This is a genomic window from Advenella sp. EE-W14 (assembly GCF_012923605.1).
In the GTDB taxonomy this organism is placed as follows: domain Bacteria; phylum Pseudomonadota; class Gammaproteobacteria; order Burkholderiales; family Burkholderiaceae_B; genus Advenella; species Advenella alkanexedens.
In genome coordinates, this window is record NZ_JAAVNG010000006.1 from 317745 (window position 1) to 331645 (window position 13901).

Consider the following 13901-nt stretch of genomic DNA (forward strand, 5'->3'; position numbering starts at 1 on the left):
TTAACCTTGTTGTTTTGACTTTTTCTTGTCAGTTTCGGTTGTATGGTTTTTTGTGGTTCGTTTGGCTTCCATAAAGTATAACGCCATCAGGGCCACAGCCAGACCGAGCAGATTGGGTGCCAAAGCGGTTATCCAGGCGGGAAGGTTGTTCAACATGCCTAGGTTAAGGGACAGCTGGTTGAACATGAAAAACGCCACACCCAGCAAAATGCCTATGAACACTTTTGCACCAACGCCACCGCTGCGGGTTTGAACGAAGCTGATGGGAGCGGCAATGGTCATCATGACCAGCAAGGTAAAGGGATAACTTCCTTTGCGCCATAAAGCCACGAATTGCCGGTTGGTTTGCAAATTGTTGTCATCAAGGTAGCTAATATAATCAAGTAGCGAGATGACGGACATTTTTTCCGGCTGTAACTCACCTGCCAGCAGGCGATCTGGCGTCAGGGTGGTTTGCAGGGTTAAAGAAGGGAGGGACACGATTTTCGCGACCGCATTGACCGGGTCATTGGGGTCGGCCAGGGCTTCTTCAATGTTGACGGTGCTTTGGGTTTGCGCCACATCGTTCAGGGTCAGGGTGTTGTCCTGGAAAAAACCGTTCTGGGCGTGGGAGAAATGCAGGAATTGCCCGTTGGTTTTGTCGTAGGTAATAATGCGGATGTCCTGGACGTTGCCGTTGTCTGACAGCGTACCAATATTGATGACCCGGGCATTGCCTTCCGGATCGGGTTCGCGAAACCAGTAACCACTGCTCATGCGTCCACCTTTGGCCTTGCCCAGGAACTTCAGGCTGAGTTCGCTGGTTTTGATTTCGGCCGCCGGTGCGGCAAATTCGGATAGCACCAGGGCGCCGCCCATGATAGGGATGCAAATAACCCAAAGCATGAGCAGCAGCTTGGCACTGCTGACACCGGACACTCGCAAAATAACCAGTTCATTGCGTTGCGCCAGGCCGGCCAGGGCCATGGTGGCCCCAATTAGCAGCCCGATAGGCAGCAAGTCATACAGCCGGGTGGGTATTTGCAGGGATTCCAGGTATAAAAGGGACAGCAGGGAAAAATTATCGTTGACTTTATCCAGCTCGTCGATGAGGGAAAAAAAAGTAAACAGACCCAGCAACACCAGCAGGACAGCAGTAGTGGCTCGGTATATTTCACTGGCAAGATAACGACGGGCAGTTTGCATGTAAGCGGAAAAAATAAAATTATTTACAAATTATAAGGGTATTGTTGTGATGCTGAGGGTTCGTATCGTAAGCAACTGCCTTGGATTGTAACTTTTAAATGAGTGGCAAACCCATCCTGAATACGTGAAAATGTTAATTTCTGGCAACAGCCGGTTTATTGCGTTTCGGGGATTTTTGCCGATTTCATTCTTGCCTGGATAGTCCGTGTGCGTGATTGCACATAGCGGCTGCCAATGTTGGCACCGTAAACCCTGGGATTGGGTAACAAGACGGCCAGCTGGGCTGCCTGTTTTTGGCTGAGCTTGCTGGCATCGGTTTTGTAATAGTGCTGGCTGGCTGCCTGTGCACCAAAAATACCGGTACCCCATTCGGCCAGGTTCAAGTACAGTTCCAGAATGCGTTCTTTGGACATGACCGTTTCAAGCATAAAGGTAATGATTAGTTCCTGGCCTTTTCTGATATAGCTGCGATCATTGGACAGGAACAGGTTTTTGGCCAGTTGCTGGGAAATGGTGGAGCCTCCGCGGATTTTATTCCTGCCTTTTTCGCTTTGTGCCGTATTGTAGCGCCAGGCCTGCTCAATGGCGTCCCATTCAATACCGCCATGGGAGACGAAGTTGGCGTCTTCAGAGGCAATCACGGCTTTTTTCAGATTGTCGCTAATCTGATCGTAACTGACCCACTCATAACGAATGGCGACGGGCGGGTTTCTTTGGGAAAGGATTGATGCCTGCTGGCTCATTATGGCACTGCCCCATGGGTTGAAGATGCTATACCAGCATACCCACAGGAACAGCCAGACCTGGTAAAGCATAACAAGACCTGCAGCAGCAACGGCCAGTTGACACAAGGTGCTGGCAAGCGACTGTTGCCGGATTTTTTGCGGATATTGGCGTAACCGGGTCAACAGGGATTGCAGCAGGGGCAATGCAGTCATTAGCCCGAAATCAGTTGTTGACGCAGGGTTTCAAGAACGGGAACCGGATTGACACGGATATGGTTCCAGATAAAGAAGCTTTCCGCGCCCTGGTAAACCAGCATTCCCAGACCATCCGATGTGATTCCGGCGCCATCTTTGCGGGCCTGTTGCAGGAAGGGGGTGTTGTTGTCGGGTGTGTAAACCATGTCGTAGGCCAGGCTGTCTTGGGTGAACAGGCCTGCCGGCAGTGGCAGGGTATGGTGCTGCAAGCTGCTGGAGGTAGCGTTGATGACAATATCCCACTGGCCCTGGATGTGTTCAAAACCACCGGCCCTGAAGATGTTGGCGTATTGAGGCAGGTTGGTCTGGCATTGCCTGGCCAGTTCCGTGGCTTTGGCGGCGGTACGGTTGACCACCTGCAATTGCTGGCAACCGGATTCTAACAGTGGCAAAATAACGCCCCGGGCGGCACCACCGGCACCCAGCAGCAGGATTTTTTTACCTTCAAGGGCAATGCCCTGGCGCCGGATATCGTTGACCATGCCAATGCCGTCGGTATTGCAGCCGTGCAGTTGCCCTTCTTCCATCCAGAGCGTATTGACCGAACCGGCGGATTGGGCACGCCGGGACAGATTGCCCCTGGCCAGTTCATGGGCCCTGAGCTTGAAGGGGATGGTAATGTTCAGGCCTTTGCCGCCTTGTTCAAAAAAGGTGTGTACGGCAGACTCAAAGTCCTCAAGGGGAACCAGCATTTTTTCATAGTTGATGTCCAGGCCTGCCTGTTTGGCAAAGAGCGAATGCAGCAGGGGTGAGTAACTGTGCTGGATGGGATTGCCCATGACGGCAAAATGCAAGGGAGTGTTCATGACGGGTTGGCCTCTGTTGCATGAGTGACGGGTTCTTCGGGTTCAATGTGTCTGATGTACTGGCAGTCCAGGGTTAGTTCAAGAAGGTTGTTGCCCATTAATTCGATTTCCACAATGCTGCCGCGTTCAAGTTCGGGCATGCCATTGATTTCGGTCACAAAGGGGGCGTTGTTGAAGCGGACCAGGTTATCGCGCAATACCGTGGCTTCAACGCGGGTAACTTGTTGCTGCTCAAACCAGCGCAGGCACCAGAAACGCTCAAGACGGTTTTGGAATTCTCCCCACAGGGTGTATTGCGATTCAAAGGCCCCGATAATGGCGAACAGGTCGGCGTCTTTGGGTTTGAAAGGCGCCACCAGACGGGCCGAGATGCCATGTTGTGCGGCGGCAATAATCTGGCTCTGGTTGATCAGGTCGACGTAGCGCCTTAAGGGTGAGGTGCACCATGCATAATGAGGAACGCCAATGGTTTCATGGGGAAGCGGATGGGTGGACATGCGGGTGCGACCGGCTTGCTGTGACCTGAAAATGCCGGGCAGGCCGTTACCATTCAGGAAACCGGCCCATTGGGTATTGGCCAGCAGCATGAACTCGGCCACAATCAGGTCGAGCGGTGCATCACGACGGCGGGGTGCCAGGTTGATAACTGAATGAGGGTCATCAGCCGGGCCATCCAGCACAAAGGTGTACTCCACCCTGGAGTTGTTTTCAGGTTTGCCGCGAATTACTTCCCGGGCCTTTTTCAGGTGCTGCCCCAGTTTCCAGAGTGGTCTGAACAGGAACGGATAGGGCATGGGCAGGCTTTCGTCTTCCAGGGACTCGACGGTAATCAGGTGGTCGATCAGGTTGGTGCGCAGGTTTTCCTGTACGCAAATCTGTTCAAGCCGGGTTTCTGATGACAGTATTTCTCCGGTCTCGATATCGGCCCGGATGTACAGGGATACGGCGGGCGTGGTTTTACCGGCAACCAGTGAAAAGGTGTTGATGACCGATTCCGGTTGCATCGGGATCTTGTCTCCGGGCATGTAAACGGTGGACATCCGCTCGCGGGCCAGTTTGTCCAGTTCCGAGTCGCGCTCAACGATCAGGGCGGGAGCCGCAATATGGATGCCAATGCGGTATATGCTGCCATTTTCCTGGTGTACCGAGAAAGCATCGTCAATCTCGGTGGTGAACAGATCGTCGACGGAATAGGGTTCAACATCGGCCAGTGGCAAATCGGGTACGGCAGGTAGCGTAATATCCTTGAATTGCGTGCCTTTGGGGAAGTTCAGGCCCAGGAATTTCTCACGATGGATGGCCAGCGGGTGTGGATAAACCCGGAGTCGGAGCAACAGCTGCTCGATGGTTTCTCCGGTTTCGTTCAGGGCCTGGTTAAAGGCTTTCCATTCAAGCGTGTTTTTGTCGGGTTTGGCCAGGAAGGTATGAATGACCGGTTTAAAAGCTTCCGGCACAATACCCTGCTTGATCTGTTCGATCCAGATGGCTTGTTGTTCGGCCTGTTTCTGTTTTTTTTCGAGAGCAGCCAGTGCCGCTTTCAGTATATCGGGTGGCGCCGGGCGGTATTGGCCCTTGCCTTTGCGATGAAAATAGACCGGGGCACCATGAAGGCGCAGCAACAGGGCGGTTTTTTCCAGGATGCCGGGTTCATGGCCGAAGTAGTCACGGGCCAGTTCTTCCACCTGGAATTCCTGTTGAGGAGCACATTCCCACAGAAACTCCAGATCAATGTCTTCAGCCAGTTTTCCAGCCTCTTCCAGCAGGGTGAGCGGGTTATGGTTGTCGAAGAAGAAAATCGTGTTGTTGCGTTTTATTTTGCTTCTTTTCCCGGACGCCGACTCCACCTGCAGGGAGGTGTCGGCTTCAGACAAGATTTTTTCGGCTTTAAATTGACCGTTGTCTTCAAAAACTACGTACATTGAGTTTTTTTCCTAATTGTTTAAGGCAAAGTCCAGGACTTGGGGAATATATTCTTCAAAATCTGAAAAACCGTGATCCCCACCGGGAATAATTAATTGTTTTGCGCCAGCGTAGCGATGTTGCATTTCTCGCCAGTCCAGCACCTCGTCAGTCATGCGGGCCAGCAGGAAAAATTTTTCCGGGTGCCTGATTGCCGGTACGAACAGTTCCGCCAGTTCCTTGATATGTTCCGCTTTCAGTTCGAACGGCTCATCGCTGTGAAAGCAGGTCATGGGGCCGAGTTGGGTGGACAGGTCACGCGCGGCATAAATGCACGGGTTGACAAGAACCGCTTTGCAGCCCATTTCATTGGCCAGCCAGGTTGCATAGTATCCGCCCAGGGACGAACCAATCACGGTTAGCTGGTGCACGTCCCGACCCTGGCAGAGCTGGTGGGCTGTGGCAAGGGCCAATTCTATGGCCTGTCTGGGCGAAACAGGCAGGTTGGGGCCAGCGAAAGCATGGCTCAGTCCACGGTTGGCCATGGCCTGTTGCATTAGCTGTGACTTGGCCGACAGGGACGAAGACCGAAAACCATGTAAATACAGAATCATATGAAAAATAATAAAGGGCCGCTAAAAAATCAAGTGAATTTTTGTTTCAGGGCGGCAATCAGTTTATCGTGAAATCCGCCAAAACCACCATTGCTCATGATAAGAATATGGTCGCCTGGCCGAGCCTGCTGAAGGACGGCTGTGGTTAGCGCTTCAAGGTTGTCATGGGTGCCAACGCGATCTTGCTGGCCGGCAAAAACGGTTTTTGGATCCCAGCCCAGCGCATGCTTGCCTTCTTTGGCACCAAAACAGAATACCCGATCGGCCTGTTCCAGGGCTTGTGGCAGGCGCGCTGCCATGGTGCCCAGTTTCATGGTGTTGGAGCGTGGTTCGAGCACGGCCAGGATGCGTTGCGGGCCAACCTGGTTGCGCAGGCCTGCCAGGGTAGTGGCAATCGCTGTGGGGTGATGGGCAAAATCGTCGTACACGTGAATATCATTCACGCTTGCCCGCAACTCCATGCGCCGCCGGATGCCCTGAAAACAGTTTAATGCCTGGGCAGATTGTTCTGCGCTGATGCCAACATGATGGGCGGCGGCAATCGCGGCCAGGGCATTGTTCATATTATGAACACCATTGTGCTGCCAGTTGATGTGCGCCACAACCCGGTTTTGGTAAAGCACGTCAAAACGGGTGCCGGCGGCATCGTGGTTGGTGTATTGCCATTGGGCACCAGGACCAAAGGTGTCGGTGCCCGACCAGCAGCCCCGTGCCAGTACGCGTTGCAGGGCTTCGTCCCGGGATGGATAAATAATACAGCCTGAACCCGGCACCGTGCGAACCAGGTGATGAAACTGGGTTTCGATAGCGGCCAGGTCGGGGAAAATATCGGCGTGATCAAATTCCAGGTTGTTCAGGACCGCGGTGCGAGAGTGATAATGCACGAATTTTGAGCGCTTGTCGAAGAACGCGGTGTCATATTCATCGGCTTCAATCACAAAATATTTGTTTTCCGGATTGAACCGGGCGGATACCTGCAGGTCATGGGCAATGCCGCCAATCAGGAAATTGGGCTGCAGGCCCGCGTGTTCAAGAATCCAGGCCAGCATGGAGCTGGTGGTGGTTTTGCCATGGGTGCCAGCCACAGAAAGAACGTGTTGTGACTGAAGGACATGGTCGCCCAGCCACTGGGGGCCTGATATATATGGCTTGCCCTGGTCTAAAATGGCTTCCATTAATGGATTGCCACGGCTAATCACGTTACCGATGATGAACAGATCGGGATTCAGTTCGGTCTGGCTGGCATCGAACCCTTCGATCAGCTCAATACCCTGTTCCTGCAATTGGGTGCTCATGGGGGGATAAACCCCGGCGTCGCAACCGGTTACTTTGTGTCCGGCCGAACGGGCAATCAGGGCAAGACCGCCCATGAAGGTCCCGCAAATACCTAGAATATGAATATGCATAAAAATCTCCTGTGGGTATTTTAAGTGTTTTCTGCTGCCAAGCTTGTTGAAAAAACGTTGAAAAGATTAAAAGGTGATGTGGCTCATGGAGCCAAGTGGTGATTTGTGTTAAAAACAGTCATTGTTTTAAAAGCGGGATTTTAATGAAACGTAGAAATATGCTTAAAATGGCAGGTGGGCTCCTGCTGTTGTTGTCGGGCGCCCGGGCCTGGGCACTGAAGGCCGGCAGCTCTTCTGACATTACTGATGTATCCCAGGAAGCCCTGGATAAACTGTTTGATCTTTCTGTCCCTGATATGTCGGGGCAGTCACATACCGTGCGGGAGTACACCAATAAACCGCTGGTGCTGAATTTCTGGGCCACCTGGTGCCCACCCTGTGTCAAGGAAATGCCTGACCTCGAAGCCCTGCACCAGACTTATCCCAATGTTAATTTTGTCGGGTTTGCCGCAGATACCGAACGCAATATGCTTAAATTCGAAGAAAAGGTTAAGGTGACCTATCCCCTGCTGGTGGCGGGCATGGGCAGCATCAGCCTAATGAAAAATCTGGGTAATAAAACGGGTGGTTTGCCGTTTACCCTGATCTTCGATGCAGGTGGTAAACTTAGCCATAAAATCCTTGGCCAGGTTGAAAAAGATGAGCTTGAACAAATACTTAAAACGCTTTCAAGCTGATTTTGAATATGCAAGAATATGATAATTTAATAGACAAAAACGTGAATTTGACGTTAAATACGAGTTTATTTGTTTGTATAATGTGCTAAATGACTCGAAATTTGCTCATCATTAACGGGCCCAACCTTAATTTGCTAGGCACACGCGAGCCTGAAATTTATGGCAGTCACACCCTGGGTGACATCAACCGTGAACTTGCGGAAACAGCTGCTGGCCTGGACGTCTGCTGTGAGTTTTATCAAAGCAACCATGAAGGCGCTCTTGTTGATCGCATTCAGCAGGCCATGGGAAATATCGATTTCATTATTATCAATGCCGGTGCCTATACCCATACCAGTGTAGCCATTCGCGACGCTTTGGCCGGAGTCAATATTCCGTTCATCGAAGTGCATATTTCAAATGTGCACCAGCGCGAAGCATTCCGTCACCACTCTTATCTGTCAGACAAGGCTGTCGCAGTCATTTGTGGGTTGGGGGCTTACGGGTACACGGCAGCCATGTATTATGCGGCAAAACATTATTTTAAATGACGTTTGCATTACCCTTGCAGACTGAATTAACTAAACACCTCCAACCGGAAAATGTTATGGATCTTAGAAAACTAAAAACCCTTATCGACCTTGTTGCCGAGTCAGGAATCGCTGAATTGGAAATCACAGAAGGCGAAGGTAAAGTTCGCATTGTCAAATTCTCACAAGTGCAGCCTGTTGCACCCGTTGCCGCTCCCGAGCCAACCGTAGCTGTCGCACCAGCGCCAGCCACACCAGCCGCAGCCCCTGCTGCCAGTGCTGAACCGGTGGTAACCGGTCATGTTGTCAAGGCTCCCATGGTAGGCACATTCTACCGTGCCCCCAACCCCAACGCACCTGCTTTTGTTGAAGTGGGCACCAGCGTGAAAGAGGGTGACTCATTGTGCATTATCGAAGCAATGAAACTGCTTAACGAAATTGAAGCGGACAAAACCGGGGTGATCAAGGAAATCCTGGTTGAAAACGGTGAACCTGTTGAATTTGGTCAACCTCTCTTCGTGATTGCCTGATATGTTTGAAAAAATTCTTATTGCGAATCGTGGTGAAATTGCACTGCGAATCCAGCGGGCATGCCGGGAACTGGGGATAAAAACCGTTGTCGTGCACTCTGAAGCTGATCGCGATGCGAAATACGTGCGACTGGCCGATGAGTCAGTCTGCATTGGTCCCGCGTCACCCCAGCAAAGTTATCTGCACATGCCGGCCATTATTTCGGCTGCCGAAGTGACCGATGCCGAAGCCATTCACCCCGGTTACGGTTTTCTGGCTGAGAACGCCGATTTTGCCCAGCGCGTCGAGCGTAGCGGTTTTGTTTTCATTGGCCCCCGTCCTGAAACCATTCGGATGATGGGTGATAAAGTCAGTGCCAAAAAAGCCATGATTGAAGCGGGTGTGCCTGTCGTGCCCGGCTCGGAAGGTGCTTTGCCTGACGATAACGAATACGTGTTGAAAACGGCCCGTGAAATTGGCTATCCGGTTATTATCAAGGCTGCCGGTGGTGGTGGCGGACGCGGCATGCGGGTGGTGCACACCGAAGCCGCCCTGTTAACCGCCGTGCAAATGACCAAGGCCGAGGCCCAGGCTGCTTTCAATAATCCTGAAGTCTATATGGAAAAGTACCTCGAGAATCCACGACACATCGAGATTCAGGTATTGGCGGATGGTTTCAAGGAAGCGATTTGGCTGGGTGAGCGTGACTGCTCCATGCAGCGTCGACATCAGAAAGTGATCGAGGAAGCCCCCGCACCGGGTATTCCACGCAAGCTGATTGAAAAAATCGGTGAGCGCTGTGCCGATGCCTGCCGTCGTATTTCATATCGGGGAGCAGGTACATTCGAGTTTCTTTATGAAAACGGTGAATTCTATTTCATCGAAATGAATACCCGAATTCAGGTTGAGCATACCGTAACGGAATGCATTACCGGCGTTGATCTGGTTCAACAGCAAATTTTCATTGCTGCCGGAGAGCCCTTCAAACTGAAACAAAAAGACATCCAGTTCAGGGGCCATGCGCTTGAATGCCGGATTAACGCCGAAGATCCTTATACGTTTATGCCATGCCCCGGTCTTATCACCAGCTGGCATACACCCGGTGGTCCTGGCGTAAGGCTCGATTCTCACGTGTTTAGCGGTTACAAAGTACCTCCCAACTATGACTCCATGATTGCCAAATTAATTACCTATGGCGATACACGGGAGCAGGCCATTGCCCGCATGAAAATTGCGTTGTCGGAAATGGCGGTGGAAGGTATTCAAACCAATATCCCATTGCATCGTGATCTCATGAGCGATACGAATTTTGCCGATGGTGGAACCAGTATTCATTATCTGGAAGAAAGACTTAGCGAACGTGGTAAATCATAAACTGATGCTGGTTTGAAAAAATAGGCCGAGATTTATTCTCGGCTTAATTCATAATAAGGAAAAATGATGCGTGAGCTGGTGCTGATGTGTGCTGAAAACGACGCTGAGCAGCTGTCGGATCTGTTGCTTGAAGAGGGTGTTTTATCGGTGTCGGTTGAAGACGCCGATCGGGATACCGATGTGGAACAACCCTTGTTTGGTGAGCCGGGTACCGAGCCCGACGTGCAGGCCTGGAAGCATAACCGGGTTGTGGCACTGTTGCCTGATGATATTGAGCCTGAAGTCCTTCTGGCGCAATTGCAGACGCAAACCGGGATTGATTACGCCAGCCAGAGCCAATTGCGTGAAGTGGCCGATGAAGACTGGGTAAGGCTGACACAATCGCAGTTTGATCCTATCCAGATCGCAGGCCGCATCTGGATTGTTCCCAGCTGGCACAAGGATAACCCCATCGTGCCACCGGAAGCACCCGAAAACAGTCAGAAAAACATTCTGGTGGAACTTGATCCAGGACTGGCATTTGGAACCGGCAGTCATCCCACCACTCGCCTTTGTACCGAGTGGCTTGAGGCCTGCCTGCCGGCCAACACGCAGGTGCTTGATTACGGCTGCGGCTCGGGGATTTTGGCCATTGTGGCAAAAAAACTGGGGGCGGCACGGGTAGTGGGTGTCGATATTGACGAACAGGCGGTTCAGTCGGCCCGTTATAATGCGCAGGCCAATGAGGTGGATATAAACGTTTGCCTGCCCGATGGCCTGGCAGCTGGTACCTTTGATGTGGTCGTGGCCAATATCCTGTCAAATCCACTCAAGGTTCTGGCACCCATGCTGGCCGGTCGGGTTGCCCCTGGCGGTCATCTGGTGCTGTCTGGCGTGCTGGAAAGGCAGGCTGAAGAGGTGGCCATGGCTTATGAACCCTGGATCAAAATGAGCGTTTGGCGCAGCCATGAAGGTTGGGTTTGCCTGCATGGCCAGCGGGCATGAAAACAAGGAATTATTCCGATGAAAACCCGTTGCACGAAATGTGAGACCATTTTCAACATTACTGAAGACCAGCTTGCCCTGCGGGATGGTCTGGTTCGTTGCGGTATCTGCAAGAATGTTTTCAATGGCCGGGAGGCCCTGTTGCCTGAAGAGGTTGATGACTTTCCGGTGCTGGAGCATGAACAGGCGGTATGGCCTGAAGCGCCTGTCATGGCGGGGCAGGAAACCGGTCATGTTTATCCTGATGATTCTGATAATGATCATGATGACATCAAGGCGGATCCGGATGAAATGCCCGATGAACACCGCTTGCAGGATGAGCCCGATTTTCACGTGGGGCATGATGCCGGCATTTATGACGAACAGCCGAAAGAGCCCGTTTTAGGTCGGCAGTCCTGGCAGGAGGACGATCCCATTATTGTTCATCATGAGCCGTCTGTGACTTATGATGATGAACCCTTGCGGATGGGTGCTGATGATACGGACAGCTATCCGGCTTCGGATTATGAACGACGCAATACCAGTTTGTTCTGGATTCTTGGCATTTTCCTGGGACTGCTGCTATTGATTGGGCAAAGTCTGGTGGTATATCGAAATCAGCTGGTCAATGTGGTGCCTTCCCTGCGTCCCACTTTGTTGCAGATTTGTCAGGTTGTTGGGTGTGAGTTGGGTTCCGATAAAAACCTGGCCAGCCTGCAACTTAAAAACTGGGTGCTCAAGCCTGATCTGGCGGCCAAGCCCCAGGAGGGTGTAACGGCTTTGCGGCTTCAGTTCATCCTGCGCAATAATGATGCCCGTGCCCAGGTATGGCCTTTGCTGGTTATCAATTTGAAAAACCAGCAGGGTCTTATTGAAATTACCAAAATTCTTGAGCCTCGGGAATATGTGCAACCCAACTTGCTGGAACAGAAGTTTCAGCCAGGAACCGAGGTTTTCATCAATGTGCCGCTTGCCGTCTTTAATGTGGCTGTATCCGGTTTCGAACTTAGTTTAGTTTATCCATAAGGTTTAATTGTCATGAGTAATGATGTACTGGTATGCGGTTCAGTTGCGTTTGATACCATTACCCTGTTTGAGGGGCACTTCAAGGATCACATTCTTGCTGAGCACATAAAGTCATTAAGCGTTTCTTTTTTTGTGCCTACCATGCGTAAAGAGTATGGGGGATGTGCAGGAAATATCGCTTATAACCTGCGCATGCTGGGTGGCAATCCGGTGCCGGTGGCAACGGTTGGCAAAGATGCCCGGGAATATTTGCAGCGCATGCGTGACATGGGCATTGATACGCGGGCCATCCGGGTGTTGCCTGATGCCTTCACACCCCAATGCCATATTACAACCGACCTGGATGGCAACCAGATTGCCGCTTTTCACCCCGGTGCCATGATGCAGTCGGCTGAAAACGATATCAGCCGGGAAAAGGCCGTATGGGCGATTGTGGCGCCGGATTCAAAAGATGGTATGTTTACCCATGCCGAGAACCTGAACAAGGCTGGAATCCCCTTCATTTTTGACTTGGGCCAGGCCATGCCCTTATTCGACAAGGCCGATCTTGAGCGTATGCTGGGTCTGGCCAATGTGCTGACCGTCAATGACTATGAGGCATCGGTGATTGAGCAGCGTCTGGAAAAAAGCATGGCGCAAATTGCCGGGCACCTTGAAGCGGTGGTGGTTACCCGTGGCGCGGAAGGTTCAGACCTGTACCATGATGGCCAACAAATCTCGATTGAGGCGGTGAAGGCAGAAGCGGTTACCGATCCTACCGGCTGTGGGGATTCGCATCGTGCCGGGCTGCTGTACGGCCTGTCGCTGGGCTGGGGATGGGAAGATTGCTGTCGTTTGGGCAGTTTGATGGGGGCCATCAAGATCGCCTCGCAAGGCCCCCAGAATCACTTTTTAAGCCGGGAAGAGATTTCTTCCCGTCTTATGAGTGCATTTGGCACGGCATTGCCTGCCCTGTAATGTTAGCCAAGCATCAGGTGCTGTAAAACAATTTGCAGCACCTGTGTAATCAGGATCAGCACCAGCGGAGAAAAATCAAAAGCGCCGGTGCTGGGCAGAAAACGGCGAATCGGGTTCAGCATTGGGTCTAGCAAGACCCTTAGTACGGGCATCAGAGGAGAAGCAGGACTGATCCATGAGAGGATGGCCTGCAAAATACACAGCCATAACACCAAAGTTAACGCCCATTTGACGGTCATGAACAGTCCGACCAATGGCAGGGTTGCCAGCGAAGTCTGGATGATTACATTGGCTGGTGTGAGCGAGAAAACAAGAAAAACGTGCAGCGTTGAACAAGCCCATGCCAGTAGCAGGCTGGTCCAGTCTATTTTGTTGCTGGTTGGGATTATTTTGCGAACAGGTTGAACCAGCCAGTCGGTTGCTTTATAAATAACCATGACATAGGGATTGAAAGGATGGAGTCTGGTCCAGAACATCCATGCCCTGACCAATAGGGCAGATACAAACAGGGAAAAAAAGGTGCCGAGTAGAAAACTAAGTATTGAATTGATCATATAAAAAAAACCGAAAAAAAAGCCGTCTAAGTGTTTAATTTAGACGGCTTTTATAATTACTTCAACCGATTATGGTCGATTCCCGGTTGGGAATGGCCAGGATGAGTTGCTGTTGCTGCCTGTTTTGGCTACCGCATCAGCCGTTTTTTTGCTGGCTGCGGTTTTTTTCACGGCTGCTTTCTTGGCGGCAGGTGCTTTTTTGGCGACGGCTATCTTGGTGCCAGTTTTTGTCGCTGTTTTTGTACTTGCCTTGGCTGCAACGGTGGTTTCTGTGCTTGGCACTTCAGAGGCAACGGCTTTTTTGGCTGTTGCGGTTGTTTTCTTGGCGGGTGCTGCCTTAGTGGCGGCTGCTTTTTTGGCAGGAGCGGCGGCTTTAGTGGCAGTTGTTGCTTTTTTGGCTGGTGCTGCTTTTGTGGCAGTTGCCGTTTTTTTAGCGGCTGC

General features: G+C 51.6%; 14 protein-coding genes and 1 pseudogene. 7 read left to right on the top strand and 8 right to left on the bottom strand.

Going from position 1 to position 13901, the window contains the following annotated elements:
* The 6 genes from lptG to mpl form a co-directional block, all read right to left on the bottom strand.
* Nucleotides 1-1185: an LPS export ABC transporter permease LptG gene (gene lptG, locus HCX92_RS03850; protein ID WP_169293594.1), complete on the bottom strand. Its 1185-nt coding sequence runs from the start codon at nucleotides 1183-1185 to the stop codon at nucleotides 1-3.
* Between the two features lie 155 nt (nucleotides 1186-1340).
* Complete coding sequence (gene mtgA, locus HCX92_RS03855) at nucleotides 1341-2000, bottom strand: monofunctional biosynthetic peptidoglycan transglycosylase (protein ID WP_246587315.1); 660 nt, start codon at nucleotides 1998-2000, stop codon at nucleotides 1341-1343.
* Between the two features lie 122 nt (nucleotides 2001-2122).
* Complete coding sequence (aroE, locus tag HCX92_RS03860) at nucleotides 2123-2971, bottom strand: shikimate dehydrogenase (RefSeq protein ID WP_169293596.1); 849 nt, start codon at nucleotides 2969-2971, stop codon at nucleotides 2123-2125.
* Complete coding sequence (locus HCX92_RS03865) at nucleotides 2968-4890, bottom strand: ribonuclease catalytic domain-containing protein (protein WP_169293597.1); 1923 nt, start codon at nucleotides 4888-4890, stop codon at nucleotides 2968-2970. Before HCX92_RS03865 ends, aroE begins: the two co-directional genes overlap by 4 nt.
* 12 nt (nucleotides 4891-4902) lie before the next feature.
* Complete coding sequence (locus HCX92_RS03870; RefSeq protein WP_169293598.1) at nucleotides 4903-5484, bottom strand: YqiA/YcfP family alpha/beta fold hydrolase; 582 nt, start codon at nucleotides 5482-5484, stop codon at nucleotides 4903-4905.
* Nucleotides 5485-5513: 29 nt separating this feature from the next.
* Nucleotides 5514-6890, bottom strand: coding sequence for a UDP-N-acetylmuramate:L-alanyl-gamma-D-glutamyl-meso-diaminopimelate ligase (mpl, locus tag HCX92_RS03875; protein WP_169293599.1), 1377 nt, complete (start codon nucleotides 6888-6890; stop codon nucleotides 5514-5516).
* Between the two features lie 143 nt (nucleotides 6891-7033).
* Here mpl and HCX92_RS03880 point away from each other — a divergent pair, with 143 nt between their 5' ends.
* The 7 genes from HCX92_RS03880 (at nucleotide 7034) to HCX92_RS03910 (ending at nucleotide 12906) form a co-directional block, all read left to right on the top strand.
* Nucleotides 7034-7567, top strand: a complete 534-nt coding sequence (locus tag HCX92_RS03880; protein ID WP_246587274.1) for a TlpA disulfide reductase family protein — start codon at nucleotides 7034-7036, stop codon at nucleotides 7565-7567.
* An 89-nt stretch (nucleotides 7568-7656) separates the two neighbouring features.
* The gene (aroQ, locus tag HCX92_RS03885; protein ID WP_169293600.1) at nucleotides 7657-8097 is read left to right on the top strand and encodes a type II 3-dehydroquinate dehydratase; all 441 of its coding nucleotides are present in this window, start codon (nucleotides 7657-7659) and stop codon (nucleotides 8095-8097) included.
* A 56-nt stretch (nucleotides 8098-8153) separates the two neighbouring features.
* Nucleotides 8154-8606 carry an acetyl-CoA carboxylase biotin carboxyl carrier protein gene (gene accB / locus HCX92_RS03890; RefSeq protein ID WP_169293601.1) on the top strand — a complete coding sequence of 151 codons (453 nt, stop codon included), beginning with the start codon at nucleotides 8154-8156 and terminating at the stop codon, nucleotides 8604-8606.
* Between the two features lies 1 nt (nucleotide 8607).
* The gene (accC, locus tag HCX92_RS03895) at nucleotides 8608-9960 is read left to right on the top strand and encodes an acetyl-CoA carboxylase biotin carboxylase subunit (protein WP_169293602.1); all 1353 of its coding nucleotides are present in this window, start codon (nucleotides 8608-8610) and stop codon (nucleotides 9958-9960) included.
* Between the two features lie 66 nt (nucleotides 9961-10026).
* Nucleotides 10027-10944: a 50S ribosomal protein L11 methyltransferase gene (gene prmA, locus HCX92_RS03900; RefSeq protein ID WP_169293664.1), complete on the top strand. Its 918-nt coding sequence runs from the start codon at nucleotides 10027-10029 to the stop codon at nucleotides 10942-10944.
* An 18-nt stretch (nucleotides 10945-10962) separates the two neighbouring features.
* Entirely contained in the window at nucleotides 10963-11949 is a 987-nt protein-coding gene (locus HCX92_RS03905) for a zinc-ribbon and DUF3426 domain-containing protein (RefSeq protein ID WP_169293603.1), read from the top strand.
* Nucleotides 11950-11961: 12 nt separating this feature from the next.
* Nucleotides 11962-12906, top strand: a complete 945-nt coding sequence (locus HCX92_RS03910) for a carbohydrate kinase family protein (protein ID WP_169293604.1) — start codon at nucleotides 11962-11964, stop codon at nucleotides 12904-12906.
* Between the two features lie 2 nt (nucleotides 12907-12908).
* Here the strand turns inward: HCX92_RS03910 and HCX92_RS03915 are convergent, their stop codons facing one another.
* Together HCX92_RS03915 and HCX92_RS14850 are read right to left on the bottom strand one after the other, a co-directional pair.
* Entirely contained in the window at nucleotides 12909-13460 is a 552-nt protein-coding gene (locus HCX92_RS03915) for a YggT family protein (protein ID WP_169293605.1), read from the bottom strand.
* Nucleotides 13461-13529: 69 nt separating this feature from the next.
* Nucleotides 13530-13901 (bottom strand): annotated as a pseudogene (locus HCX92_RS14850) (histone); the annotation flags it as partial.